At 65.2% G+C, this 24,830-nt stretch carries 23 protein-coding genes; 10 read left to right on the top strand and 13 right to left on the bottom strand.

The window, feature by feature from the left end:
* Positions 1 to 87: 87 nt before the first annotated feature.
* The 7 genes from U6115_RS07945 to U6115_RS07915 form a co-directional block, all read right to left on the bottom strand.
* Positions 88 to 537, bottom strand: coding sequence for a hypothetical protein (locus U6115_RS07945; protein ID WP_043574550.1), 450 nt, complete (start codon positions 535 to 537; stop codon positions 88 to 90).
* A gap of 111 nt (positions 538 to 648) precedes the next feature.
* Positions 649 to 1,917: a carbohydrate porin gene (locus U6115_RS07940; protein ID WP_052258015.1), complete on the bottom strand. Its 1,269-nt coding sequence runs from the start codon at positions 1,915 to 1,917 to the stop codon at positions 649 to 651.
* 105 nt (positions 1,918 to 2,022) lie between these two features.
* Positions 2,023 to 3,672, bottom strand: a complete 1,650-nt coding sequence (gene treC / locus U6115_RS07935; protein WP_043574547.1) for an alpha,alpha-phosphotrehalase — start codon at positions 3,670 to 3,672, stop codon at positions 2,023 to 2,025.
* The gene (gene treP, locus U6115_RS07930) at positions 3,665 to 5,119 is read right to left on the bottom strand and encodes a PTS system trehalose-specific EIIBC component (protein WP_043574544.1); all 1,455 of its coding nucleotides are present in this window, start codon (positions 5,117 to 5,119) and stop codon (positions 3,665 to 3,667) included. Before treP ends, treC begins: the two co-directional genes overlap by 8 nt.
* Before the next feature lie 509 nt (positions 5,120 to 5,628).
* Entirely contained in the window at positions 5,629 to 6,048 is a 420-nt protein-coding gene (locus U6115_RS07925) for a hypothetical protein (protein ID WP_146008354.1), read from the bottom strand.
* Positions 6,049 to 6,396: 348 nt separating this feature from the next.
* Positions 6,397 to 7,101: a trehalose operon repressor gene (gene treR / locus U6115_RS07920; RefSeq protein ID WP_043574538.1), complete on the bottom strand. Its 705-nt coding sequence runs from the start codon at positions 7,099 to 7,101 to the stop codon at positions 6,397 to 6,399.
* 56 nt (positions 7,102 to 7,157) lie between these two features.
* Positions 7,158 to 8,054 carry a LysR family transcriptional regulator gene (locus U6115_RS07915; RefSeq protein ID WP_043574535.1) on the bottom strand — a complete coding sequence of 299 codons (897 nt, stop codon included), beginning with the start codon at positions 8,052 to 8,054 and terminating at the stop codon, positions 7,158 to 7,160.
* A 125-nt stretch (positions 8,055 to 8,179) separates the two neighbouring features.
* Here U6115_RS07915 and aceB point away from each other — a divergent pair, with 125 nt between their 5' ends.
* The 3 genes from aceB to U6115_RS07900 all read left to right on the top strand — a co-directional run bounded on the left by aceB (position 8,180) and on the right by U6115_RS07900 (position 11,312).
* Positions 8,180 to 9,775: a malate synthase A gene (gene aceB, locus U6115_RS07910; RefSeq protein ID WP_043574533.1), complete on the top strand. Its 1,596-nt coding sequence runs from the start codon at positions 8,180 to 8,182 to the stop codon at positions 9,773 to 9,775.
* A 148-nt stretch (positions 9,776 to 9,923) separates the two neighbouring features.
* Positions 9,924 to 10,613 carry an SIMPL domain-containing protein gene (locus tag U6115_RS07905; protein WP_043574530.1) on the top strand — a complete coding sequence of 230 codons (690 nt, stop codon included), beginning with the start codon at positions 9,924 to 9,926 and terminating at the stop codon, positions 10,611 to 10,613.
* An 87-nt stretch (positions 10,614 to 10,700) separates the two neighbouring features.
* Positions 10,701 to 11,312, top strand: a complete 612-nt coding sequence (locus tag U6115_RS07900) for a glutathione S-transferase (RefSeq protein ID WP_043574528.1) — start codon at positions 10,701 to 10,703, stop codon at positions 11,310 to 11,312.
* 60 nt (positions 11,313 to 11,372) lie between these two features.
* On the opposite strand, the gene U6115_RS07895 is transcribed toward U6115_RS07900, so the two are convergent.
* Positions 11,373 to 12,059 (bottom strand): DUF1345 domain-containing protein, encoded by a 687-nt coding sequence (locus tag U6115_RS07895; RefSeq protein WP_043574525.1) that lies wholly within the window; start codon positions 12,057 to 12,059, stop codon positions 11,373 to 11,375.
* 230 nt (positions 12,060 to 12,289) lie between these two features.
* On the opposite strand from U6115_RS07895, the gene U6115_RS07890 reads away from it, so the two are divergent.
* Together U6115_RS07890 and U6115_RS07885 are read left to right on the top strand one after the other, a co-directional pair.
* Complete coding sequence (locus U6115_RS07890) at positions 12,290 to 13,063, top strand: 2OG-Fe dioxygenase family protein (RefSeq protein ID WP_047243459.1); 774 nt, start codon at positions 12,290 to 12,292, stop codon at positions 13,061 to 13,063.
* A gap of 95 nt (positions 13,064 to 13,158) precedes the next feature.
* Complete coding sequence (locus U6115_RS07885) at positions 13,159 to 13,905, top strand: substrate-binding periplasmic protein (protein WP_230623351.1); 747 nt, start codon at positions 13,159 to 13,161, stop codon at positions 13,903 to 13,905.
* A gap of 10 nt (positions 13,906 to 13,915) precedes the next feature.
* On the opposite strand, the gene U6115_RS07880 is transcribed toward U6115_RS07885, so the two are convergent.
* From U6115_RS07880 to U6115_RS07865, 4 genes are all read right to left on the bottom strand, one after another.
* Positions 13,916 to 15,544 carry a glycosyltransferase family 4 protein gene (locus tag U6115_RS07880; protein WP_043574523.1) on the bottom strand — a complete coding sequence of 543 codons (1,629 nt, stop codon included), beginning with the start codon at positions 15,542 to 15,544 and terminating at the stop codon, positions 13,916 to 13,918.
* Between the two features lie 109 nt (positions 15,545 to 15,653).
* Positions 15,654 to 15,935 carry a hypothetical protein gene (locus U6115_RS07875; RefSeq protein WP_043574520.1) on the bottom strand — a complete coding sequence of 94 codons (282 nt, stop codon included), beginning with the start codon at positions 15,933 to 15,935 and terminating at the stop codon, positions 15,654 to 15,656.
* A gap of 130 nt (positions 15,936 to 16,065) precedes the next feature.
* Positions 16,066 to 16,281: a YdcH family protein gene (locus U6115_RS07870; protein ID WP_043574518.1), complete on the bottom strand. Its 216-nt coding sequence runs from the start codon at positions 16,279 to 16,281 to the stop codon at positions 16,066 to 16,068.
* Positions 16,282 to 16,373: 92 nt separating this feature from the next.
* Entirely contained in the window at positions 16,374 to 17,273 is a 900-nt protein-coding gene (locus tag U6115_RS07865) for an SPFH domain-containing protein (RefSeq protein WP_043574517.1), read from the bottom strand.
* A 271-nt stretch (positions 17,274 to 17,544) separates the two neighbouring features.
* Here U6115_RS07865 and hflK point away from each other — a divergent pair, with 271 nt between their 5' ends.
* From hflK to U6115_RS07840, 5 genes are all read left to right on the top strand, one after another.
* On the top strand, positions 17,545 to 18,540 hold the full coding sequence (gene hflK / locus U6115_RS07860) for an FtsH protease activity modulator HflK (protein ID WP_043574515.1): 996 nt from the start codon (positions 17,545 to 17,547) through the stop codon (positions 18,538 to 18,540).
* Positions 18,540 to 19,418, top strand: coding sequence for a protease modulator HflC (gene hflC / locus U6115_RS07855; RefSeq protein ID WP_043574514.1), 879 nt, complete (start codon positions 18,540 to 18,542; stop codon positions 19,416 to 19,418). Before hflK ends, hflC begins: the two co-directional genes overlap by 1 nt.
* An 11-nt stretch (positions 19,419 to 19,429) precedes the next feature.
* Positions 19,430 to 20,668, top strand: coding sequence for an NRAMP family divalent metal transporter (locus U6115_RS07850; RefSeq protein ID WP_043574782.1), 1,239 nt, complete (start codon positions 19,430 to 19,432; stop codon positions 20,666 to 20,668).
* Positions 20,669 to 20,689: 21 nt separating this feature from the next.
* Complete coding sequence (locus tag U6115_RS07845) at positions 20,690 to 21,775, top strand: YjbE family putative metal transport protein (protein ID WP_052258014.1); 1,086 nt, start codon at positions 20,690 to 20,692, stop codon at positions 21,773 to 21,775.
* Between the two features lie 398 nt (positions 21,776 to 22,173).
* Entirely contained in the window at positions 22,174 to 24,558 is a 2,385-nt protein-coding gene (locus U6115_RS07840) for a chitinase C-terminal domain-containing protein (RefSeq protein ID WP_043574511.1), read from the top strand.
* A 3-nt stretch (positions 24,559 to 24,561) separates the two neighbouring features.
* On the opposite strand, the gene U6115_RS07835 is transcribed toward U6115_RS07840, so the two are convergent.
* Entirely contained in the window at positions 24,562 to 24,777 is a 216-nt protein-coding gene (locus U6115_RS07835; RefSeq protein WP_043574508.1) for a hypothetical protein, read from the bottom strand.
* Between the last annotated feature and the right edge of the window lie 53 nt (positions 24,778 to 24,830).

The raw sequence follows: 24,830 nt of genomic DNA, 5'->3' as shown, positions 1-24,830 counted from the left end.
CGATAGTACAGCAGGACGCCATGGCGACAATACGGGAAATCCGCAATGGCTTACAACCTAAAATTCATTAGTCATAACAAGAACTTCTTACGGCATCGGCATCCGCTCCAGCAGCCGGCGCGCCGCCTGTTCCAACTGTTGCCGCCGGTTTTCTCCCTCTCCCAGCCGCTCCCGTCCCTGCCATAACACCGCGCCGTCGGCGTTCTTCACCGTCAGCGCCAAGGCCGGCCAACTCTCCAGCCGATACGGCGGCTGCCCCCAGTAGCCGTCGTAGCGCCAGTCCACCGGCCGCTCCACCCATTGCCGCTCCACCTCCTCGGTGAAGCACAGCCGCCAGAGCGGCGGCGCGCCGACTTCCAGGCCGCGCAAGGACAGACGCGTCGCCAGCCAGTCCTGCCAGCCGCCGGCGGCATCGGCGGCCGGCAAACATTCCAGCTGCACGCGCGGCGCCGATGCCGCGGCGGCGCCATCCTCCGCCCTGCTCCAGCCCGACAGCAACGACAAGGCCGCCAAGCCGCCCATCCATACGCCTTTCATCGCCTTCTCCTTCACCTGCGCCTATAGCGACAGACCGGCGCCGGACGGCAAAGTGCCGCGGCAAAGACCGCGGCACGGTAAACTTTCTTTACAAAAGAACGCCGCCCCGCGCTACCACCACGCCTCTATCTGCACGCCGAAAGTGGTGGCCTGGGTGCGGCCGCCCACCGCGAAACTGGTCAGATTGGCCTGCGCCGCCGCGTTGTTCCAGTTGTAATGGCTGGCGTACACCCGCAATTCCGGCCGAGTCCAGAAATCGGTATTCGGCGCAAAGGCCAGCGCCAGCGTCGCCTTGTTCAACCGTTGCAAGGGCTGATTGTCGGTATCGCGGCTGGTCAGGCCGATCTCGGTCAGCAGCTTGACGTTGGCCGCCACGCCGTAGGACAGCCGGCCGCCCAGGGTGGCGTCGCGGTATTTGGCGGCGTTGTCCGGCGCCACGCTCTGCCAGCCCAGCACCGCCTGGCCGCCGAAGCGTCCGCGCTGCCAGTCCACCACTTCGGCGATGCGGCTCTGCCGCGCGCCGGCCTGCGCCGCGCCGTTGCTGTCCAGATTGTAGAATTCGCCGGACAAGGACGCGTGGCCGCTGGAAGCCTGCAGGAACAGCGAGTTGTTAACGCCCTGAGCCAGGAAGTCCTTCTGGTTGTGCAACAAACCCAGCGCCGCGCCGGGCTTGCCGATGGCGAAATCGCCGCCTATCGCCGCGCCGGTCAGCGTCAGGTTGCCGCCCGGGTTAGTTTCGATGCCGGCCAGCTGGAAATTGGCGCGGCGCGCGTTGTTGGGCGTGGCGTTGTCGTTGGCGTAGCTGCCGGACGAGGACACCGACAGGTTCAGCCTGGCCTTGCCGACAGCGATGCCGTCCACGCCGGCGCCGTAGTTGTCGCCATCCTGCATCAGCCAGTTGTCCAGAATGTGGATGTCCTGGACGCGATGGTAGCGCTGGCCGGCCCACAGCGTCAGGTTGGGCGCGAATTCCAGCCCGCTGATGTAGCCGTAGACCTGCGAAGCGCTGGTCTTGCCGTTGTAGATGGTGGGCATCACGTAAGCGCCCCAGCTGACGCCGTTGCCCAGCGTCCATTTCTTGCCGACGCCGAACTCGATATAGGTGTCGCCCTCGTTGCCCAGGCGGAAATGCTGCAGATCGCCGCCCAGCTGGTACTGGCCCTTGGGCAGATTGTCGCCGGCGCTGCCGTAGAAGCCACTGCGCAGATAACCGTCGAACTGAAAGCCCATGTCGTCCAGCGCCTTCTTCACCGCGCCGCTCAACTGCTCGGCGTTGATCTGCGGCGCCGGCGCGGCGGCGGGCGCATCGTCCGCCCAGGCCGGCAGGCCATGCCCCAGCGGCAGCAGCACGCACAGCCAGCTTATCGTTTTCGTCCTCATTCTTGTCTCCTTGTACTTATCGATGGTCGCGCGCCAGGCGCGGGCAAAGCTCCGCCCTGCCAGCCTGGCGGCCGGCATGAAAGCGGTATTCGGATGCGGGGGCGGTTAAGAAGCGCTTGGCGGCGCGGCCCGGTACAGCAGCGAATGCCAGGGCCTCAGTTGGCCGTCGGCATGCGGCGGGTGGTTGGACAGCAGCAGCTCCAGCGCCCAGCCTTCCGGCACGGCGTCCGGCGGCGGCTGGTAATGGATGTTGTCGGCGCCGAAGTGGTTGATGACCAGCAGCATTTCGTCGTCGCAGCGGCGGGTGTAGACCCACAGGCTGGGATGGTCGGGCGTCAGGCAGCGGTAGTCGCCGTCGGCGAACACCCGATACCGCTTGCGCAGCTGGATCAGCCGACGATAGTGGTGCACGGCGGAGTTGGGGTCTCCGATAGCGGTGGCGACGTTGACAGTGCCGGCATCCGGCGCCACCGCCATCCACGGCTCGGCCGCGCTGAAGCCGGCGTTGACGCCATCGTCCCACTGCATCGGCGTGCGGGCGTTGTCGCGCGAGCGCTGGCGGATCACCGCCATCGCCTCGCCGTCGCTCAAGCCCTCTTCCAGCAGTTGGCGGTAGGCGTTCAGGCTTTCCACGTCGCGCAGCTGGCCGATATCGGCGAAGCCGGGGTTGGCCATGGCGATCTCTTCGCCCTGGTAGATATAGGGCGTGCCCTGCAGGCCGTGCAGCGCGGTGGCCAGCATCTTGGCGGACTCGGTCCGGTAGCGGCGGTCGTCGCCGAAACGGGACAACGCGCGCGGCTGGTCGTGGTTGCACCAGAACAAGGCGTTCCAGCCGCCGCCGGCGTGCATGCCGGTTTGCCAGTCGGACAGGATGCGCTTGAGCGCGATGAAGTCCACCTCGCCCGGCCGCCACTTCTCGCCATCCGGGTAATCCACCTTCAGATGGTGGAAGTTGAAGGTCATGCTCAGCTCGCGCCGATCCGGCCGGCTGTAGGCGATGCAATGCTCCAGCGAGGTGGACGACATCTCGCCCACCGTCATCAGCTCATGGCCGGCGAACACTTCGCGGTGCATCTGCTGCAAGTATTCATGCACGCGCGGACCATCGGTGTAGAAGTGGCGGCCGTCGCTGTCATCCTCGGAGAAGGCCGGGTCCTTGGAGATCAGGTTGATCACGTCCAGCCGGAAGCCGGCCACGCCCTTGTCGCGCCAGAAACGCATCATCTCGAACACCGCCTGGCGCAGCGCCGGGTTGTCCCAGTTCAGATCGGCCTGGGTCTTGTCGAACAGGTGCAGGTAATACTGGCCGCTGGCTTCGTCCTTCTCCCAGGCATTGCCGCCGAACTTGGACTGCCAGTTGTTGGGCGCATCGCGCCAGATGTAGAAATCGCGGTAGAGGTTGTCCCTGCCCTGCAGCGCCTGCTGGAACCAGGCGTGCTCGGTGGAGGTGTGGTTGACCACGATGTCCAGCATCACGCCGATGCCGCGCCGACTGGCCTCCGCCAGCAGCAGCTCGAAGTCTTCCATGCTGCCGTAGGCCGGATCGATGCTGTAGTAATCGCTGACGTCGTAGCCGTTGTCATGCTGCGGCGAGCGGTAGAACGGCGTCAGCCACAGATAGTCCACGCCCAGCCAGGCCAGGTAGTCCAGCCGGTCCACCACGCCCAGCAGATCGCCGGTGGCTTGGTTGCGGTGGCTGCTGAAGCTCTTGGGGTAAATCTGGTACACCACCACCTGTTTCATGTCCTTAGGCATGCTGCGCGGCCTCCGCTTGGGCGGCCGCGGCCAACTGGCGGCGCGCCAGCAGCCAGGTCAGGCCGAAGGGCACGATCAGCGCCACCAGCATGCCCACGAGGAACAGCGGGATGTACTGCGGAATGATGGAGATGAAGGCCGGCAGACCGCCGACGCCGATGGCCGACGCCTTGACGTGGCCCAGGCTGATCAGCACCGCCGCGCAGGCGGAACCGGCCAGCGCCGCATAAAAAGGCAGCTTGTGGCGCAGATTGACGCCGAACATCGCCGGTTCGGTGATGCCGAAGAAGGCCGATACCGCGGAAGTGGACGCCATGTTCTTGTCGTTGGCGTTCCTGGCCAGCCAGAACATCGCCAGCGCGGCGCTGCCCTGGGCGATGTTGGACAGCGCGATCATCGGCCAGATGAAGGTGCCGCCCTGGCTGGAAATCAACTGCAGATCCACCGCGATGAACATATGGTGCATGCCGGTCAGCACCAGCGGCGCGTACAGCGCGCCGAACAATGCCGCGCCCAGCCACGGCGCCAGGTTGAACACATAGACCAGCGCGTCGGTGACGGCGATGCCCAGATGGCGGGCCAAGGGGCCGATCACCGCCAGCGCCAGGAAGCCGCTGACCGCGATGGTGACGATGGGCACCACCAGCAACTGCACCGCGTTGGGTACCCTGGGCCGCAGCCACAGCTCGACGCGGCACATCACCCAGGCGGCGGCCAGGATCGGCAGGATCTGGCCCTGGTAGCCCACCTTCTCGATATGCAGGCCGAACAGGTCGAAGTACGGCACCGACGCGCCGTCCAGCCCGGCCGCGGCCTTGCCGTAGTTCCAGGCGTTGAGCAAGTCCGGATGCACCAGTAACAGACCCAGCACGATGCCGAGAATCTCGCTGCCGCCGAAGCGCTTGGCCGCCGACCAGCCCACCAGCGCCGGCAAAAACACGAAAGAGGTGTTGGCCATCATATTGATCAGCCCCCACAAGCCCGACAGACCCGGATAGGCGTCCAGCAGGCTCTTGCCTTCGATGAACATGCCCTTGGCGCCCAAGAGATTGTTGGCGCCCATCAACAGGCCGGCGATGACGATGGCCGGCAATATCGGCATGAACACGTCGGAGAACACCTTGACCAGTTGCTGCAGCCGGTTCTGTTTTTCGTCGCCGCTGGCTTTCACATCGGCGATGGTGGCGCGGGCCACGCCGCCCTGCTTCACCATTTCGGCGTAGACGCGGTCCACGTCGCCGGCCCCGATGACGATCTGAAACACGCCGGCATTGCTGAAGTGGCCCTTCACCAGCGCCACCTGGCGCAGCGCCTCGCCCTGCACCTTGGTTTCGTCATGCAATGAGATGCGCAGCCGGGTGAGGCAATGCGCCGCCTGGCGGATATTGGCCGCTCCGCCGATGTTTTGCAGTATCTGCGCGGCGATCGCTTGGTAGTCGTGACTCATCGTCTCTCCCCTGTCCCTTGTCGCGGCGGTGGATTCGCTCCCGGCACAATGCCGGAAATCCGCCTGTTCGTGGCGATTGTCCACATGACAATCGCGGTCAAGTTAACTCGTACATACAAGTTGGTCAACACTCGTACATACGAGTTTGCGAAAAGTCAAAACGACTGCCGCCATTTCGCAACAGCGAAAAGACGAAGGCCCGGGCGGATGACTCCGCGCCGCGCCTGACTCATTCAATCTATTCTGCCATCGGCGGTGGATCGCCCCTGCGGGGCATCCACCCTACAAAACCGCCTGTCGTAGGGCGGAACCGGCCAAGCCGGGCGTTCCGCCGGGTTGCAACCATCAATGGTAATATCCGGGGTACGTGGTACAGAACCGCCTCCTGTAGGGCGGAATCCCGGCCAGGCCGGGAGTTCCGCCGGGTCGCCGAAATCATGGCAGCGTCTGGGGTACGCGGTGTATGAAAAAGCCCGGGGTTAGTGCCTCGGGCTTTTTGCACTTGATTATTATCGATGGTCAAATGACCACTTGAGTATTGGAGCTATTTGACTTGCGTTGGATTGGTAAAAAGTTAGGCAAAGATTCAATGGCCCAGCATTGCTCAACGTTAACCCTCCTAGTGGAGTAATAGTTGCGGTCTGTAAACCACCGGTTTCATTGCATTTTATGAATATTGGATTGCGGATGGTAAAATTCAGTTTGTTTGTTTTGATATAATTCTCAATTACGTTGCTCCACATCTCTTTAGTTCCGATCGTCGTATAGTTACGAGGTGGTTTTGTCTTGCTTAGTGCGGTACGGGCATTTTCTTCATTTATCCTTTCAACTATGTGATGCTCTTGATCACCATCGGGCTGGAGTATTGCTTCGTAAAATCCTGGGGTGAGTTTTTTACCGACAAAGTGATTGCAATAAATTTGCACCATGATGTTCTCCATTTATTGGCTAGCCACACATGTGGTAGTCCTTAAGCTGGACGTGTGAGTGAGCGGTTTATGAAAAAGTCACCATGTCCGATGGGCATTATGGAGAAGTTGATGTGTCTCCCGAGTCAATGCAGCGCCTGCAGAAGACTCCTGAGGGGGGATTGCATTCCTTTAAGTGGCGTGGCTCAAGACGACATGCACCAAGCGCATAACGCATAACCCGTCACTCCTGCCGACTCTCTAGTCTTCGCCCGCCGAAAAAAGGAAATAGACCACAATTTCCATCATTTCAGCCAAATGAACTTGAGTGTGGCCAGTTTCCGCACACCGTCACACAGAGGGAAAACGCTACCGCCTCGCAATATCCGTGAAATAGAACTTATCCAAGCGATGGCGCGATTCGGTGTATTCAAACAGCCGGCCGTCGTAGAGGTGGGTCAAGTTTTTGACCACGATCACGTGGTCCATGCCGTTCAGGTCCAGATAGCGGCGGTCGTCGTCGTTGCAGGGCTGGGCTTCGATGATGCGCTGGGCGTAGCTGATGGTCAGCCCCAGATCCTGCTCGATGTAGCGGTAGATGGAGCCGGCGGCGATGTCTGCGTTCAGGCCGGGCACAAGGCCGGCGACGAAGTGGTTGATGTCCAGGATCACGTTCTCGCCGTCGATATTGCGCACCCGCTTGATCTTGACGATGCGGGTGCCCTCCGCCAGGCCAGTGGCCTTGGCCAGCGCCGCGTCGGCGGGCTGTTCCGCCAGCTCCGCCACTTGCGACACCACCTGGCGCCCCATCCGCTCGTTCATTTCCTGGAAGCTGACGATGCCGCTCAGCTGGAACTCGATATTGCCCGGCTTGAGCACGAACACGCCCTTGCCGTGTATCTTCTGCACGTAGCCGCGTTCCTGCAGCAGGTCCACCGCCTTGCGCACGGTGCCGCGGCTGGCCTCGTAGCTGCGCATCAGCTCGGACTCGGAGGGAATCTTGTCGCCTTGCGCGAAGCGCTGATTATCGATATCGGCGATGATTTCGGAATAAATTTGATGGTATTTGTTCATTGTTGTCTTTGGCCAGCCCGGGGCAGCCCGTACCTTAGCAAGAGGCGGCGGCGCGCTCAATCCCAATATCCGGGCGCCGCGTAGGCGGCGCGCAGATGATCGACGAAGCGGCGCACCCGCGCCGGCAGCAGCCGCCGTTGCTGCACCACCGCGCACACCGGGTAATCGGGCGAGGCGAAATCGTCCAGCACCGTCAGCAGCCGCCCCTCGGACAGGTCCTCCTTCACCTCCCACAACGAGCGCCAGGCCAGGCCCAGGCCTTGCAGCGCCCAGTCGTGCAGCACCGCGCCGTCATTGCATTCCAGCGCGCCGGCCACCTTAAGGTTCACCGGCCGGCCATCCACGGCGAAGCTCCAGCCGCGGCTCTGGCTCTCTCCCAGCGACAGGCACTGGTGATGCTGCAGATCGGCCGGGGCGCGCGGCACGCCATGCTCGGCCAGGTAGGCCGGCGCTGCCACCACCACGCGGCGGTTCTCCGCCAGCCGGATCGCCACCAGGCCGGAATCGGCCAGGTCGGAGATGCGGATCGCGCAATCGATGCGGTCGCGCTGCAAATCCACCAGCCGATCGGACAGGTCGAGCGTCACTTTCACTTCCGGATGCAGGCGCTGGAAATCGGCGACATGCGGCGCCACGTGGCGGCGGCCGAAACCGGCCGGCGCCGATAGCCGCAGATGGCCGCGCGCCTTGCCGCTGCCGGATGCCGCTGCAGCCTCCGCCTCTGTCAGATCGGCCAGTATTCGTTGGCAGTCTTCATAAAACGCTTCGCCCTCCTGCGTCGGCGCCACGCGGCGGGTGCTGCGCGCCAGCAGGCGCACGCCCAGCCGCTCTTCCAGCGCGTCCAAACGCCGCCCCACCATCGCCGGCACCACGCCCAACTGCCGCGCCGCGGCCGACAGGCTGCCCAGCCCCACCACCGCGACAAAGGTCTCCAGCTGTTTCAGCTCGCTCATTCGCTACCTAAAAGTAAAAAATGTTGTGCAATTCATGCCATTTCTTTTTACTTGGCTGGCGAATAGACTGTCAAACATTGCATTGCAGCATCATCATGTCATCTTCTCTACTCAGGAGCGCGCGCATGGCAGTCAACCTTCCGCAGGGCGTGGAAATCTTCGCCGACATCACCCCGGCCTACGCCGAAATCCTCACTCCCGAGGCGCTGGCCTTCGTCGCCAAGCTGCATCGCCGCTTCGAGCCGACGCGCCGCGAGCGCATCGCCGCCCGCGCCGCGCGCCAGGCCGAGCTGGACGCTGGCAAGCTGCCGGACTTCCTGCCAGAAACCGCCGCCGTGCGCGCAAGCAACTGGAAAATCGCGCCGCTGCCGCAGGACCTGCTGGACCGCCGCGTGGAAATCACCGGCCCGGTGGAGCGCAAGATGATGATCAACGCGCTGAACTCCGGCGCCAAAAGCTTCATGGCCGACTTCGAGGACTCCAACTGCCCGAGCTGGGACAACCAGATCGCCGGCCAGATCAACGTCCGCGACGCCTACCGCAAAACCATTTCCTACGCGAGCCCCGAGGGCAAGCAATACAAATTGAACGACACCATCGCCACTCTGCTGCTGCGCCCGCGCGGCTGGCATTTGATGGAGAAGCACGTCAAGGTAGACGGCGAGATCGTGTCCGGCAGCCTGTTCGACTTCGGTCTGTCGTTCTTCCACAACATCCGCCACCTGCGCGAACACGGCAGCGCCACTTATTACTACCTGCCGAAGATGGAGAGCCATCTGGAAGCGCGGCTGTGGAACGAGGTGTTCGTGTTCGCCCAGAACGAATTGAACATCCCGCAAGGCACCATCAAGGCGACGGTGCTGATCGAGACCATCCTCGCCGCCTTCGAAATGGATGAAATCCTGTACGAATTGCGCGAGCATTCCGCCGGCCTCAACGCCGGCCGCTGGGACTACATTTTCAGCTGCATCAAGAAATTCAGGCAGAACCGCGACTTCTGCCTGGCCAACCGCGCGCAAATCACCATGACGGTGCCCTTCATGCGCGCCTACGCGCTGCTGCTGCTGAAAACCTGCCACCAGCGCCACGCGCCGGCCATCGGCGGCATGGCGGCGCTGATCCCGATCAAGAACGACGCCGCCGCCAACGAAAAGGCGCTGGCCGGCGTCAAGGCCGACAAGGACCGCGACGCCACCGACGGCTACGATGGCGGCTGGGTGGCCCACCCGGGCTTGGTGCCTATCGCCGACGCCGCCTTCAGCGCGGTGCTGGGCGACGCGCCCAACCAGATCGCCAAGCAGCGCCCGGACGTGGCCGTAACCGCCGCCGACCTGTTGAATTTCCAGCCGGAAACGCCGATCACCGAAGCCGGCCTCGCCATGAACATCAATGTCGGCATCCAATACCTGGGCGCCTGGATTTCCGGCAACGGCTGCGTGCCGATCCACAATCTGATGGAAGACGCCGCCACCGCTGAAATCTCGCGCTCGCAGATCTGGCAGTGGCTGCGCAGCCCCAAAGGCGTGCTGGACGATGGCCGCAAGGTGACGCTGGAGCTGTTCCGCGAACTGCAGGCGCGCGAAGTGGCCAAGCTGAAGGACGAGTACGGCAGCCGCTGGAGCAAACAATACGAGGACGCCGCCAGGATGTTCGACCTGCTGACCACCTCCGACGACTTCGTCGAATTCCTCACCCTGCCCGGCTACGAATACATAGATTGAGCCGCCGCAACAGCGGCAGTCCGAACGGCCCCTCGCGGGCCGTTTCGCATTGGCGGCCGGTCATTTTCACGCCGGCCGCATGGAACCCGCTCTTGCCAAGCCGATCGAAGCGGAGTCTACTTCCCGCACACCTCGCCAAGGAGCCAGAATGAAAAAGTCCCGCCTCAAACCCATGCTGATGTGCTGCCTGCTGGCCGCCTCCCTTCCCGCCGCCGCCGAAGGCATCCAGCTGAACCTGTCGGCTAGCGCCCAGCGCGACATCGCCAACGACCAGATCAGCGCCACCCTGTATGTGCAACAAAGCAACAGCCAGGCCGCGGTACTGGCCGATAGGCTGAACAAGGCCACCGCCAACGGCCTGGCCATCGGCCGCGGCTACAAGGACGTGCAACTGTCCAGCGGCAGCTACAGCACCTGGCCCAGCTACGACAAGAACGGCAAGATCACCGGCTGGCAAGGCCGCTCCGAGATCCAGCTGAAGAGCAAGGACTTTGCCCAGGCCGCCGAGCTGATCGCCAAACTGCAACAGACCATGCTGCTGGAAGGCGTGCAATTCGGCGTCTCCGACGAAGCACGCCGCAACGCCGAGCAGGGCATGATTCCGGAAGCGATCGCCAACCTGAAAAACCAGGCCGAAGTGGCGGCGCGCGCGCTGGGCAAGAACGCCGTCAACATCCAGCAACTGGACATCGGCCAGCAAAACCACGGCTTCCGTCCGCCGGTGATGATGATGAAAGCCGCGGTGGCCGGCGCCGAATCCAACGTCAGCCAGCCCGACCTGCAGCCGGGTCAGACCCAGCTGCAACTGCAGGTCAGCGGCAAGGTGGAACTCAAGTAAGGCTTTCAGCCCCGGCCGGCTTGCGCTAAAGTAAGCTCTGGCCGGCACTTGCCGGCGCCCCTTCCGACTTCCCCATCGCCCCTGAACATGAAACTGATCGCTTCTTTGACCAGCCCTTACGCCCGCAAGGTCCGCATCGTGCTGGCTGAAAAGAAAATCGACTGCCCGCTCGAGGAGGAAACGCCCTGGAGCGCGGACAGCCGCGTCCCGGAGTACAACCCCCTGGGCAAGGTGCCGGTGCTGGAGCTGGACGACGGCTCCACGCTGTACGACTCGCGGGTGATTGTCGAATACCTGGACAACAGCTCGCCGGTGTCGCGGCTGCTGCCGCAAGACAATCGCCAGTTGATCGGCACCCGCCGCTGGGAGGCGCTGGCCGACGGCATCATCGACGCGATGGTGGCCATCGTGCTGGAGCGCCGCCGCCCGCCGGAAAAGCAGATGGAGGAAGTGGTGGAGCGCCAGCGCGGCAAGATCGCCCGCGCGCTGGCGACGCTGTCGCAGGATCTGGGAGAAAAGCCGTGGTGCACCAGCCACGGCTACAGCCTGGCCGACATCGCCGTCGGCTGCTGCCTGGGTTACCTGGACTTCCGCGCGCCGGAATTGGACTGGCGCGCCAGCCACCCCAATCTGGACGCGCTGTTGCAAAGGCTGTATGCCCGCCAGTCCTTCATCGACACCGAGCCGCCAGCCGCCTGAAGCGCGCCACGCAAGCAAAAACGCCACCCGTCGAGGTGGCGTTTCGCATGCCGCGGCAGGCTAGATCAGTCCGGCTGCGATATTGATCATCAGCGCCAGCACCGTGGCGTTGAAGAAGAAAGACAGCACGCAATGCGCGGTGCCGGCGCGGCGCTGGCGGCTGTCGGTGAAGCTGACGTCGGCGGTCTGGCCCGACGTGCCGATGATGAAGGCGAAATAGAGGAAATCGGCGTAATCCGGCAGCCGGGTGCCGGGAAACTCCAATCCGCCCGAACCGCCGCGGGCATGCTCGGCATAGAAGGCGCGCGCATAGTGCAGCGCGAACATCACATGGGTGAACGCCCATGACGACAGCAGCGTCAACACCGCCAGCAGAATGTGCGCGCCGCGCAGCCAGCCCTTCATGTCCTTGACCACCGCCAGCTCCAGCACGATGGCCGCCAGGCTGGCGATCGCCGCCAACACCACCAGCAGCATCACCAGCCACTGCCCCTCGTCCTCCAGCCGCGCCCAATGGCGGATCTGCTGCTGGCGCGGGCCGAACATCATCCAGGCCACCAGCGCGAGATACAGCCAAGCGCCGGCATTCCAGCCGACGATATAGCGGGTGACGTCGTGCATGGCCGCCACATGGGGCAGCGCCAGGATCACTAACGCGCCGAACAGCGCCGACCACACCAGCCGCGGCCTGGCCAGCAGCATGCGGACGACGATGAAACGGCGGATGACAGGAAACCAGAGGCTCATAAAGCTGTTTCACTCCTTGTAATGTGATGGAAGCACCATGGCGCCAGCGCGCGCCGCCCGGCAATCTTGCAGCATTGCGCCATTCCCGCCAAGCCGGATCGCGCCGCACAGCCTGGCAACGACGATGGTCCGGCATCGTAAAATTCAATATGAATAAATGTGTTTGTTTTTAAATTCATATGTCGCAAAATCAATCGACAAGCGAACAACAAGAATCAGGAAGACAAACCATGGCCAACACCCCGACGGCGCCCCGCCCGCAAGCGCTGCAAGACCGGGACGCGCAACTGGAAGCCCTGTGCCGCCAAATGGCCTGCCGCGACTTCTGCCTGCTGCCGGCCGCGCTGTCGCGCGATCTGCTGCTGCTGCAGGACCCGCGCGCGCTGGCCGATTGGGAAGCGTTCCAGGATAGCTGGAACCACCTGCGGCAAGACAAGTTCATGGCCGACGGCGGCAGCTACCGCCAACGGCTGCACGCCACCCTCAGCGCCGAGCCCTCGGCGCGGCGCGCGCGGGCGGAAGCCCACCAGCCCCACTACCAAAGCCGGCAGTACAATCCGCTCAACGGCGGCGTCGCCCGCCACTTCGAGCCGATACGCAACGAAATCCTGCTGGGCGCCACCATGCAATCGGTGCTGGAGCTGGGCTGCTCGATATTCGGCAAGCTGTCGCCTTACACCCGCTGGCATATCGAAGCGCACCAGTTCCGCATCGAGGCGCGCAACCGCGAGCGCGGCAAGCCCACCCCGGAAGGCATACACCGCGACGGCGTGCACTTCCTGCTGATGATGATGGTGCGGCGGCGCAACCTGGTGAACGGCGCCACCGAGCTGTACGATCTGGAACACCAGCCGCTGGCCGAATTCACGCTCAGCGATCCCCTCGACATCGCGCTGGTCAACGACGAGCGCGTGCTGCACGGCGTCACCCCGGTGGCCCAGCTCGACCCCTCGCGCGAAGGCAGCCGCGACGTGCTGCTGCTGAGCTTCCGCCGCCACAGTTGACCCCCTCTGCGCGCCGCCGCCAAAATGGTAATCTTGCTTTCCTATGCTGATAGTCACTATGGCAACGACAACAAGCGGGATCGGGGAACAACAGAGTGGCCAGACAGATCGCGATGGTTTTGGCGGCGGCTTGCTGCTGGTGCGCGGCGGCAGTAGCGGCAGCGGACATTCACGCTTACACCGAAGACGTGCCGCCGCTCAACTACCTTGAGAACAACAACGTCCAAGGCTACTCCACCGAGGTGCTGCGCCTGGTCGCCAAGGAAGCCGGCCTCAAGCTCAGCATCGACGTTCTGCCCTGGCTGCGCGCCTATGCCAAGGTGGAGAGCACGCCGGACACCCTGCTGTACACCATCGTGCGCACGCCGGAGCGCGAGCAGCACTTCCAGTGGGTGGGGCCAATCGGGCCGCGCCGCATCTACTTGTACCGGCTGGCCGCGCGCGACGACATCCGCATCGCCTCGCCGAACGACCTGCTGCGCTACCACAACGGCGCGCTGGCCGGATCGGCCGCCGCCAGCCAGCTCGCCGCGCTGGGCCTGCAAGCCGGCAGCGCGCTGGACATCGGCCACAGCGACGCCACCAATCTGAAGAAACTGCAGCTGGGACGGCTGGACCTGGTGGCCATGCTGGACTGGGCGATGGCTTGGCAGCTGCGCCTGCAAGGAAAAACCGAAAAAGCGGTGGCCCCGGTCCTGCTGCTGGACGGCAAGCTGGAGTACTGGTTCGCGCTCAACCGCGCCACCCCGCCGGAACGGGTCAAACAGCTGCAGGACGCGCTCAACCGCATCCGCGCCGACGGCCGCCTGCAGGCCATCCGCCGCCGCTACCGCAGCGACTGACGCGCCGCCGTCAGGCAAGCAGCCGCAGCAGGCCGTACTTCAGCAGCCAGCCGAGCTGGTAATCGACGTGGTCGGCGGCGACCGCCAGGCTGGCCTGCACTTGGCTGCGCACCGCCGCCACCGTTTGCGGGCCGGCCAGCAGCGTCCGCAGCGTGTGGCTGAGCAGCTCGCCGCTGCTCAGCAAGGCCACCTCGGCATAGGTGGCAGGCATCGGCAGCTCGCCGCGCAGCACCGCGTGGGCCAAGGCGGTCAACTCCAGCGCCAACCCGCCTTCCAGATGGCGCGTCGGATAATCGCGGAATATGTCCCGCATGTCCGGCCGCGGCGTTCCGGTCCACGGTTGCAGCCCCGCGGCGTCGGCCTCGCGCTTGAGTTCGCGCCAGGCGGCGTCATAGCCCTGGATCACGGCGCGCCAGGAATATTCCGCCAACGCCACCGCGCGAGCGCGCTCGCCCATCCGGCGGCGCAGCGCGGGATCGGCGGCCAGCTCCAGCAGCCGCCGGCCAAACGCCTCCATGTCCAGCGCCACGCCTTGCGCGTGCAGCAGCGAGGACAGATTGTCCTCCAGCACCTCCAGCATGTCGCCGGCCACCCGCGGCGGCTGGGTGGCGAGCGTGGGAATGCGAAAGCCGGTCTCGCCTTCGCGCACCAGATCGCGGTAACCGTCGAAATCGGAAGCCACCACCGGCAAGCCGGCGGCCATCGCCTCGATGATGGAAATGCCGAAAGTCTCCTGATAATTGTCCACCGGCGACACGAACACGTCGGCTGCCGCCAGCAGCGCGTGCTTGTCCGCGTCGCTGACCGGACCCAGCACCGTGACCGCGCCGTCCAGCCCCAACTCCGCCGCGGCCTGCCGCAGGTTGTCCAGATCGCTGGCCGCGGCGCCGCCGGCCAGCAGCAGCCGCCAATCGACGCGCGGCGCCTCCAGCCGCAAACGCGCCAACAGGTACAGCAGCGGCACCAGGTCGGCCTTGGTGGCGGGCGACAGGCGGCCGACGTAGAGCAGATGGAAAGCGCCGGCCTCCAGCCCCAGTTGCTGGCGGCACGCCGCGCGGTCGCGGCGGACGAAGTATTCCTCCTCCACTCCCAGCGGCAGCAGCCGGCAGGCCGGGCGGTTGCCGGCGCCGGACGACAAGGCATGATCGAGATGGCGCTCCACCACCCCTCGGCCCAGCGTGGAGGTGCAGAACAGCGCGTCGCCCGGCCGCAGCGGCGCGGCCGTCAGCGCCGCCACCTTGTCGAACATGTCGCCGCCGTTGAGGCTGTGGATGGGCGCGGTCAGCGGCAGCGGATGGCTGGCATGGCGCGCGCGCAGGCGCGCCATCTTGGGCAGGTACCAGTACCAGTCGCCGAGGTGGAAAGCGGAAAAGTCGGTGCGGGACAAGGCGTCCGGCACATTGAGATGATGCGACAACACCACCCGGGACAGCAGCGCGTCGTCGACGCAGGCTTCCAGCCGCCGCTGCACCAGCTTCAGATTGTCCAGCGCCGGGCAAAACAGGTGGAATTCGTCGAACTCGGCGTAGCGCAGCAAAGCCCGCAGAAAGCCGAAGTTGGCGACCAGCCGCCCCAGCTTGAGATCCGTTTCCGAGCTTTCCACAAAAGAATCGATGCTGCCGAAAACCCGCTTGCCCATTGCGCCTCCTGGCGATTCAGTCGGCGCCTACCCGCGGGGCGCGCCAGCGCCGGGGGATTCCGGCGCGGCGCTATTGTGCGCCAGCGCGCCAAACGCTGGCAATGCCGGCTTATTCGGCCTCCAGCGCCGCCATCAGCGCCTCCGCGCTGGTATAGGACGCCAATGCCGTCCGCAGGCGGTTGAAAGCCTGGGCGGCCTTGTCAGGATGCTTGGCGAACGGCACCAGGCCGTCGTAACTCCAGCCGGCGGCGGCCAGCGCCTGCTTGCGGAAATTCATGCCGTCGTTGCCGCCGCCGCCGATATTGACCAGCGCCTGCTCGATCAGCGTATGCGGCAAGGGAGTGCGGCTGAGGGTGACGAAATGGCTGCTGTGGATTTCATCGAAATGCATGGAGGACTTCCCCGTCGTCTGAAATTGTTTTTTAGTTTTAGTAGGAACTTTCCCGACGCGCTGAGGGGAAATGCGAAACCGGAGCGCAAGGCTCCGGTTTCGCACGCAACGGCCTGGCGCCACGGCTCGCTCAGGAGGTATGCGCCTTCAGCAACACGTACAACTCATCCTTCAGCTTCAGTTTTTCCTTTTTCAGGTTTTCGATTTCCAGCGCCGAAGCCTGGATGATGCGCGCCTCCATGTTCTTGATCTGCTGATCCAGCTGGTTGTGCAAATCGAACAGGCGGCCAAAATGCGGGTCTTCGGTTTTCAGGCGGGAAATCAGATCGCGGTATTCGGGAAACATCTCAGCCTCCTTGGCGGGTGGGTACAGCCGGCTTCAGCCGGCCACGACTCATGCTAACGTCAACTCAGCCGCCGCGATTTGATCTGCCGCAGTCATTTCTGCGTCGGCGCCGGCAGGTTGAGCAGCATGCCGCCGCCTTCGCCGCCGCCCACCACGCTGGGCATCTGGCCGTTCCATTTGTCTATGTAGGCGCGCTGCAGCTTCAGCCTTTCCCAGGCCAGCAGCCTGTCATCCAGCGACGAGGCCAGCGCGCGGTTGGCGGCCGCCTCGCCCTCGGCGATGGCCACTTTCTTGCGAGCTTCGGCGGTGGCGGCGCGCACTTCGTTCTCGGTGCGGATGGAGTCCTGAATCGCCTTGGTCTTGGCGTTCACCGCATTGGCCAGCTCCGGCGGCGGCCTGAGCGCGCCCACCAGGCCGAACTGCTGGATAGACACGCCTATCGGCATGGTGCGCCGGTTCAGCTCCGCCGCCACCCGGCCGAGAAACTCTTCCTTCTTCACGCCGTTGACGTCGTCGAAGCTGTATTCCGATCCCAGCGCCACCACGATGTTGCGCGCGGTGTCGCGCAGGTAGCCGTGGGTCCAGTTGGAAATGTCGTCGGCGCGGAAGCGGGTGTAGAACTCCGGCACCTTGTCGGCGCGCAGCAGATAGGACACCGCCACGTCTATCGAAACCGGCACCGAATCCTTGGTGTTGAAGCTCAGCTCCTCGTTGGCGGCGCTGCCTTCGGTGGCCGAGCGGGTCCATACTTCGCGCTGGACGAAGGTGGGATACACCACCACCACGCTCTGGATGGGATTGAAGAACACGAAGCCGGTCACCACGTTTTCCTTGCTGATACCGCGGTCCACCAGCCGGTTGATCTTGATGCCGGTATAGCCGGGATTGATCACCGTCCAGCTCAGCACCGATTTCTCCAGCACATTCCCCAAGATGACCAGCGTCAGCAGGCCGCCGGCTATTTTCAACAATAATCGCGTCAATGGTTGCATCGACAAGCCCCTTCAGGCAGGCAACGCATGTCCGGCGCCCTTCGCCGGCTGCGGCCCGGCAGCCAGCATACGTCCGCGCCGCGCAAATATGCAATTAAGATAGAAGGCGCCGCCATCATTGCCATTCCCTGCCGCGGATCATCGACTAAATTGGCAATAGATGTCATCCGTTTGGCATCCACCGCGTTAAACCACACATACACCGTGGTCAAAATATCAAGAGCCCGCCATGCCCAGCCAGCCTCCACAGCCCAAAAACCATGACTCCTCCATGGACAGCTCCGCCGCCGCCCTGCGCCAGCGCCTGGACCACGCCCTGCAATTGCTGGGCATGCGCGGCAAGGGCCTGTTGCTGCTCGGCGGCCTGCTGGCGGCCGGCTGGCTCGCCTCCGGCATCTACCGGGTGGAGCCGGACGAACAAGGCGTGGTGCAGCGCTTCGGCCGCTGGAGCGACACCACCTCGGCCGGCCTGCATTACCACCTGCCCTGGCCGGTGGAAACCATCCAGCTGCCCAAAGTCACCCAGATCAAACAGCTGAAACTGGCCAATTTGTACGAGGGCTCGCCGCCCGACGCCGCCGACCCGCGCGAGAAACAGATGCTGACCGGCGACGAAAACATCGTCGAGGCCGACTGCGCGGTGTTCTGGCGCATCAAGGACGCCGGCCGCTTCCTGTTCAGCGCCAAGGAGCCGGAGCAGGCGCTGCGCATCACCGCCGAGGGCGCGCTGCGCGAAGTGATCTCGCACACGCCCATCCAGGCGTCCATGTCCAACCGCCGCCAGCAGGTGGCCGAAGAAACCCGCGGCCTGATCCAGCAGCGGCTGGACGCGCAGCAGGCCGGCATCCTGATCACCCAGGTGCAGCTGCAGCGCGTGGACCCGCCGGCGGCGGTGATCGACGCCTTCAACGACGTGCAGCGCGCCCGCGCCGACCAGGAGCGCGCCCGCAACGAGGCGCAGGCCTACAGCAACGACATACTGCCCAAGGCGCGCGGCGAGGCCGAGCGCATCCGCCAGGAGGCCGAGGCCTACCGCAGCCAGGTGGTCAACCTGGCCCAGGGCGAGGCCAAGCGCTTCGACTCGGTATACCAGACCTACGCCCAGGCCAAGGACGTCACCGCCTGGCGGCTGTACCTGGAAAGCATGGACGACATGCTGAAGAAGGCCAGCAAGGTGGTGATAGACGGCAGCGGCAAGAACGGCAGCGGCGTGCTGCCGCTGCTGCAATTGCAGGACAAACCCAAGGCCGGCAAGGAGAACCGCTGATGGACAAGCAATGGCGCGGAATCGGCTGGGTGGCCGGCATCGCCGCGGTCTGGCTGGCGCTGTCGGCGCAGTACACGCTGAACGAGGGGCAAAAGGCGCTGGTGGTGCGGCTGGGCGCGCCAGTCAACGTGGACGGCGAGCCGGGGCTGAAATTCAAGCTTCCGCTGATCGATAGCGTACAGTACTACGACACCCGGCTGCAGATGCTGGCCCCGCCGCCGGAACAGGTGATCCTGGGCGACGAGAAGCGGCTGGAGGTGGAAACCTACACCCGCTACCGCATCGCCGACACGCTGCGCTTCTACCAGGCGCTGCGCACCGAGGAGCAGGCGCGCGCGCAGCTGACCCAACTGGTGAGCACCTCGCTCAGGCGCGAGCTGGGCAAGGCGCCGCTGTCAGACCTGCTGTCGCCGCGCCGCCTCGCCATCGTCGCGCGCATCCAGCAGGAGGTGACCGAACGCGCCCGCCCGCTGGGGCTGGACGTGACCGAGGTGCAGCTGCACCGCGCCGATCTGCCGCTGGAAACCAGCCAGGCGATTTACGACCGGATGAAATCGGCCCGCCAGCAGGAGGCCAAGGAATTGCGCGCCCAAGGCGCGGAATGGGCGCAGCAGATCCAGGCCAAGGCCGACCGCGACCGCACCGTGATCCTGTCCGAAGCGCAGCGGCAAAGCGCCATCACCCACGGCGAGGCCGACGCCGAGGCTGGCCGCATCTTGGCCCAGGCCTTCAGCAAGGACCCGAAGTTCTACAAGTTCTACCGTTCGCTGCAAACCTACCGCCAGTCGCTGGCCGACTCGGCGCCGGTGCTGGTGCTGTCGCCCGATTCGGCACTGCTGCGCGACCTGAAAAACGGCCCGGCGGGCGGCAAGCCATGAGCGGGGCCGACATGTCGCTGCCACCGTCGACGCTGCGCCGCCTGCGCCACCTGCTGGCCGCGCTTGGCCCCGGCCTGGTGGTGATGCTGGCCGACACCGAAACCGGCAGCGTGATCGCCGCCGCCCAAAGCGGCGCGCACTGGGGCTACCGGATGCTGCCGCTGCTGCTGTTGCTGATCCCGCTGCTGTACATGGTGCAGGAGCTGACGATACGGCTGGCGCTGGGCACCGGCAAAAGCTACGGGGAGCTGGTGCGCCGGCGCTGGGGCCGCCGGGCCGAGCGGGCCTCCGCCTCGGTGCTGCTGCTCAGCTGCCTGGGGGCGCTGGCCACCCAGCTGAGCGGCCTGGCCGGCGTCGGCCAGCTGTTCGGCATCCCGGTGTGGCAAACCATCAGCCTGCTGGGCGCGCTGATTTTCCTCATGGTGTGCACCGGCAGCTACCGCTCGGTGGAGCGCACCGCCATCGCGCTAGGGGTGTTCGAACTGGCCTTCCTGGCCGAAGCCTGGCTGGCCAAACCCGATCCGGCCCAGATGCTGGCGCAGCTGACCCAACTGCCGCTGGGTAATCACGATTTCCTGCTGCTGGCCGCCGCCAATATCGGCACCTGCATCATGCCCTGGACCATTTGCTACCAGCAGTCGGCCTTGCTGGACAAGGGCCTGACGCTGGCCGACCTCAGGCCGGCGCGGCTGGACACCCTGCTGGGCGCCATCCTGTGCCAGGTGATCACCGCCGGCATCCTGATCGCCGCCGCGGTCGCCTTCGGCCATGGCGGCGGCGGCGCCAGCCTGGACACCATTCCGCAGCTGGCCGGCGGCTTCACCCGCCTGCTGGGCCCGGCCGGCGGCCGGCTGCTGTTCGCGCTGGCACTGTCCGGCGGCGCGCTGGTGGCTACCATCGTGGTGTGCCTGACCAGCGCCTGGGCGCTGGGCGAATTGGCGGGCAAGCGCGAATCGCTGGCGCGGCGTCCGCTGGAGGCGCCGTGGTTTTACGGCAGCTTCGCGCTGATGCTGATCGGCACCGGCGCGCTGGTGTCGTCCGGCGTCAACCTGGTCAAGCTGTCCATCGCCACCTCGGTCGCCAACGCGCTCTTGCTGCCGGCGATGCTGGCCGGCCTGTACTGGCTGGCCAGCCGCGAGCTGCCGCCCGCGCTCAAGCCCGGACGCGGCTACCGCCTGCTGCTGGCCCTGTTGTTTTTGTTGATCGGCGGCTTCAGCCTCTACTCCGGCATCGCCGGCAGCCTGGACTGACGCCCCGCGCCGGATGAATCCATGGAACCCGACAGCCTCGCCCACGCCTTCGGCCTGACTTTCCAGGTCTCGTTTCTGGACCTGATCCTCAGCGGCGACAACGCGCTGGTGATTGCGCTGGCCTGCCGCGCGCTGCCGCAGGAGCTGCGCCGCCGCGCAGTGCTGTGGGGCACCGGCTTCGCCATCGCGCTGCGCCTGCTGCTCACCGCGCTCACCGGCGTGCTGCTGATGGTGCCGACGCTCAAGCTGATCGGCGCCGCCGTCCTGCTGGCGATCGCCATCCAGCTGCTGCTGGGCGACGACAGCGCGGACGACGACGGCGCGCGGCTGGCGGAACAGGCCGGCCACAGCCGGCAGCTATGGAACGCGGTGACGCTGGTGGTCAGCGCCGACCTGGCGCTGAGCCTGGACAATGTGGTGGCGCTGGCCGCCGCCGCCCAGGGCAGCCTGCTGTTCCTGCTGTTCGGCCTGCTGCTGAGCGTGCCGCTCTTGATGTACGGCAGCCTGCTGCTGTCGCGGCTGATGGACGACTATCCGCTGCTGATCCCGGCCGGCGCGGCGGTGCTGGGCTGGCTGGCCGGCAGCCTGGCGGTGAGCGACCCCTTGTGGAACGACTGGGTCGCCGCGCAAGCGCCGGCGCTGCAGATCGCGGTGCCGCTGCTCGCTACGGTCTTCGTGCTGGTGGAAAGCCGCATCATCCGCGAACAACGGCAGCGCCTGCCCGCGTTGCCGCCGCTGCAGCTGCTGGCCCCGCTCACCCGCCGCCTGGCCATGCTGGGCGAGGCCGGCATCGCCGGCGAGCCATCGCCCTCTCCCATCGCGCCGCCCGAACCGGCCATAGCCGCAGCCGCACCGCCCGCCGCCTGCGCCGAAACGCCCGCCGCGGCGGCGCTAGAGGAAAGCGCGGCTGTCCTCCAGCCGCGCCAGCCCGCGGCGATAGACGAGGAAGCAGGCGACGACGATGCCAGCCTCAGCCCGCCGCTCAAGGCGCTGGTGCTGGCGGCGGCCGTCATCGGCGCGCTGGCGCTGGCCTGGCTGGCCTGGCACCTGCTTAGCCAGGGCTTTCTGCCCGCGCCCAGCCACCACCCGGCGGCGCCGCGCCATTGACGCGCGCTGGCGGCGCGCCCGGATGGTCTGCATCTGGTCTGTTCGATGCGCCGCCAACGCGTGCCTACCCGCTCCCGTCCGCCGCCGCCGCGCGGTAACTTGACGCAAACGCGCCACACTTTTCCAGCGCCACTCCCGCATTTTCCACCCCAATTCTGCGTGAATTCGTCCTTGCCGCCAGCGCTTTCGCCGCAATGCAGCATTCTCCGCAAGTCCTTGTCTCCCAATCCCCTTCTTAAGCAAAGCCGTCAAATCGGCTGTTTCATCCCGCTTTCGCCCTGACAAAAAGAACAGGGGCATTTTTAATCCTAACCGCTACATTCCATTTGTTAATACCACTTAAATACAACTAGCCGTATCTTTCACAGCCTCACCCACACTTAGAACAGGAGGAAAGCGTGAGCAAAACCCTGATGTTCCTGAAAGGCGGGTTGGCCGCCGGCGCGCTGGGCGGCGCCGCCTTGCTGGCCAGCCACGGCGCCGTCACCGGCAGCCCCTTCCAGCCGACGCAAGCGTCGTGGCTGGTCAAGACCGCCGACGCCACCTGCACCGATCCCGCCTGGAGCGCGGCCACCGTCTACACCGGCGGCCAGCGCGTCAGCTACCAGAACCAGACCTGGCAGGCCAAATGGTGGACGCAGGGCAACACCCCGGCCGCCGGCGACGCCAGCCCGTGGCAGCTGATCGGCCAGTGCGGCGGCGGCAATCCCAATCCGCCACCCGACCCACCGCTGGTGCAAGTGCCCGCCCCCACCGGCAACGCGCTGTGCCGCCCCGAAGCGCTGGCGCAGACCCCCAGCGTCGACGTGCCCTACTGCGCGGCCTACAAACAGGGCGGCGCGGAGCAGCTGGCCAACGGCAGCCGCCGCCGCATCATCGGCTACTTCACCAGCTGGCGCACCGGCAAGGACGGCAGCCCGGCCTACCTGGTCAACAACATCCCCTGGGGCAAGCTCACCCACATCAACTACGCCTTCGCCCATGTCGACGGCAACAATCAGCTGTCGGTCAACGACAGCGCCGCCGGCAATCCAGCCACCGACATGACATGGCCGGGCGTGGCCGGCGCCGAAATGGACGCCAGCCTGCCCTACAAAGGCCATTTCAACCTGTTGACCCAGTACAAGCGCAAATACCCGGGCGTGAAGACGCTGATCTCGGTGGGCGGCTGGGCCGAAACCGGCGGCTATTTCGACGCCAGCGGCAAGCGCGTGGCCAGCGGCGGCTTCTACAGCATGACCGTCAACGCCGACGGCACCGTCAACCAGGCCGGCATCAACGCCTTCTCCGACTCTGCCGTCGCCTTCCTGCGCAAGTACGGCTTCGACGGCGTCGACATCGATTTCGAATACCCGACCTCGATGAGCAATGCCGGCAATCCGCTGGACTGGAGCTTCTCCAACGCCCGCCTCGGCTCGCTGACCAAGGGCTATGTGGCGCTGCTGCAAACGCTGCGCGACCGGCTGGACCGCGCCGCCGCCCAGGACGGCCATTACTACCAGATCACCGCCGCGGTACCAGCCTCCGGCTACCTGCTGCGCGGCATGGAAACCTTCCAGGGCTTGAAGTACCTGGACTTCGTCAACGTGATGTCGTATGACCTGCACGGTGCCTGGAACCGCTTCGTCGGCCCCAACGCCGCGCTGTACGACGACGGCAAGGACGCCGAACTGACGTTCTGGAACGTCTACGGCACCGCGCAGTACGGCAATATCGGCTACCTCAACACCGACTGGGCCTACCATTACTACCGCGGCGGCTTGCCGGCTTCGCGCGTCAACATGGGCGTGCCCTACTACACCCGCGGCTGGAAAAACGTCACCGGCGGCAGCAACGGCCTGTGGGGCAGCGCAGTGGGCAGCAACTGCCCGACCGGCCTGACGGAGTGCGGCGACGGCGCGGTGGGCATCGACAACATCTGGCATGATCTGGACGACAACGGCAAGGAGATCCCGGGCGGCTCCAATCCGATGTGGCACGCCAAGAACCTGGAAAAAGGCATAGCCGGCAGCTACCTCGCGTCCTACGGCATCGACACCAGCCAGCCGATCAACCAGCTCACCGGCAGCTACCAGCGCAACTACAACGCCACTCTGACCGCGCCGTGGCTGTGGAACGCCAGCAAGAACGTGTTCCTGTCCACTGAGGACGAACAGTCCATCGCGCAGAAGGCGGCCTGGATCGACGCCAACAACATCGGCGGCGTGATGTTCTGGGAGTTGGCCGGCGACTACGACTGGAACGCGCAGCGCAACGGCGGCCAGGGCGAATACTTCATCGGCAACACCCTGACCAACCTGCTGTACAACACCTTCAGCCAGCCAGCCAAGGTCAGCGCCCGCCGCTCCGACGCCGCGCCGGCTCCGACTGCGGCCATCGATGTCGGCTTCAGCCTGGGCAACTTCGCGCTGGGCGACAACAACTATCCGATCAACCCCAAGCTCACCATCGTCAACCGTTCGCAAACCACGCTGCCCGGCGGCACCGAGTTCCAGTTCGACGTGCCGACCTCGGCCCCGGCCAATATCGCCGACCAGTCCGGTTTCGGACTCAAAGTGATCAGCACCGGCCACAGCGGCAGCAATGTCGGCGGCCTGAAGGGCGACTTCAACCGCGTGTCGGTGAAACTGCCCAGTTGGCAGAGCCTGGCGGCCGGCCAGAGCGTGACGCTGGACGTGGTGTACTACCTGCCGATCTCCGGCCCCAGCCATTACACGGTGGGCCTGAACGGCAAAACCTACGCCATCCGCGACGAGGCGCCCTACCTGCCCTACCTGAAATAAGCCTCAACCGGCCCGCAGCCGCGGGCCGCCGCGTTTCTCTTGTTCCCTCGTTCCGGCCGGGCTCTCCCGGCCGCTTTTTTTCTCCGCGGCCGCCGCCTCCTGCGGCCATTGCATCACTTCGCGCAGCTGGGCCAGCGCCCGCAGCGGCGAGACTCCGAAGCGGGATGGTTGGCGCGACAGATAGTCTTGGTAATAACGGGCGAGATCATCGGCGTTCATGCTGGACTCCTTGCAGTGGAGCCGCTATTGTCACGCTGATAACATGAAGAAAA

Origin of the sequence: Chromobacterium subtsugae, from assembly GCF_035919665.1 — a bacterium.
In the GTDB taxonomy this organism is placed as follows: Bacteria; Pseudomonadota; Gammaproteobacteria; order Burkholderiales; family Chromobacteriaceae; genus Chromobacterium; species Chromobacterium subtsugae.
The sequence above is the reverse complement of the archived record's forward strand: the minus strand, read 5'-3'. Positions and strand labels throughout refer to the sequence as shown.

Bases quoted from the DNA above. Each gene is read 5' to 3' on its own strand.
- hflC (WP_043574514.1), top strand. From the start codon at position 18,540: ATGGACAAGCAATGGCGCGGAATCGGCTGGGTGGCCGGCATCGCCGCG.
- U6115_RS07900 (WP_043574528.1), top strand. From the start codon at position 10,701: ATGAAACTGATCGCTTCTTTGACCAGCCCTTACGCCCGCAAGGTCCGC.
- U6115_RS07905 (WP_043574530.1), top strand. From the start codon at position 9,924: ATGAAAAAGTCCCGCCTCAAACCCATGCTGATGTGCTGCCTGCTGGCC.
- U6115_RS07895 (WP_043574525.1), bottom strand. From the start codon at position 12,059: ATGAGCCTCTGGTTTCCTGTCATCCGCCGTTTCATCGTCGTCCGCATG.
- hflK (WP_043574515.1), top strand. From the start codon at position 17,545: ATGGACAGCTCCGCCGCCGCCCTGCGCCAGCGCCTGGACCACGCCCTG.
- aceB (WP_043574533.1), top strand. From the start codon at position 8,180: ATGGCAGTCAACCTTCCGCAGGGCGTGGAAATCTTCGCCGACATCACC.
- U6115_RS07835 (WP_043574508.1), bottom strand. From the start codon at position 24,777: ATGAACGCCGATGATCTCGCCCGTTATTACCAAGACTATCTGTCGCGC.
- U6115_RS07915 (WP_043574535.1), bottom strand. From the start codon at position 8,054: ATGAGCGAGCTGAAACAGCTGGAGACCTTTGTCGCGGTGGTGGGGCTG.
- U6115_RS07845 (WP_052258014.1), top strand. From the start codon at position 20,690: ATGGAACCCGACAGCCTCGCCCACGCCTTCGGCCTGACTTTCCAGGTC.
- U6115_RS07890 (WP_047243459.1), top strand. From the start codon at position 12,290: ATGGCCAACACCCCGACGGCGCCCCGCCCGCAAGCGCTGCAAGACCGG.
- U6115_RS07925 (WP_146008354.1), bottom strand. From the start codon at position 6,048: ATGGTGCAAATTTATTGCAATCACTTTGTCGGTAAAAAACTCACCCCA.
- U6115_RS07850 (WP_043574782.1), top strand. From the start codon at position 19,430: ATGTCGCTGCCACCGTCGACGCTGCGCCGCCTGCGCCACCTGCTGGCC.
- U6115_RS07880 (WP_043574523.1), bottom strand. From the start codon at position 15,544: ATGGGCAAGCGGGTTTTCGGCAGCATCGATTCTTTTGTGGAAAGCTCG.
- treC (WP_043574547.1), bottom strand. From the start codon at position 3,672: ATGCCTAAGGACATGAAACAGGTGGTGGTGTACCAGATTTACCCCAAG.
- U6115_RS07865 (WP_043574517.1), bottom strand. From the start codon at position 17,273: ATGCAACCATTGACGCGATTATTGTTGAAAATAGCCGGCGGCCTGCTG.
- U6115_RS07870 (WP_043574518.1), bottom strand. From the start codon at position 16,281: ATGTTTCCCGAATACCGCGATCTGATTTCCCGCCTGAAAACCGAAGAC.
- U6115_RS07945 (WP_043574550.1), bottom strand. From the start codon at position 537: ATGAAAGGCGTATGGATGGGCGGCTTGGCGGCCTTGTCGTTGCTGTCG.
- treR (WP_043574538.1), bottom strand. From the start codon at position 7,101: ATGAACAAATACCATCAAATTTATTCCGAAATCATCGCCGATATCGAT.
- U6115_RS07940 (WP_052258015.1), bottom strand. From the start codon at position 1,917: ATGAGGACGAAAACGATAAGCTGGCTGTGCGTGCTGCTGCCGCTGGGG.
- treP (WP_043574544.1), bottom strand. From the start codon at position 5,119: ATGAGTCACGACTACCAAGCGATCGCCGCGCAGATACTGCAAAACATC.
- U6115_RS07875 (WP_043574520.1), bottom strand. From the start codon at position 15,935: ATGCATTTCGATGAAATCCACAGCAGCCATTTCGTCACCCTCAGCCGC.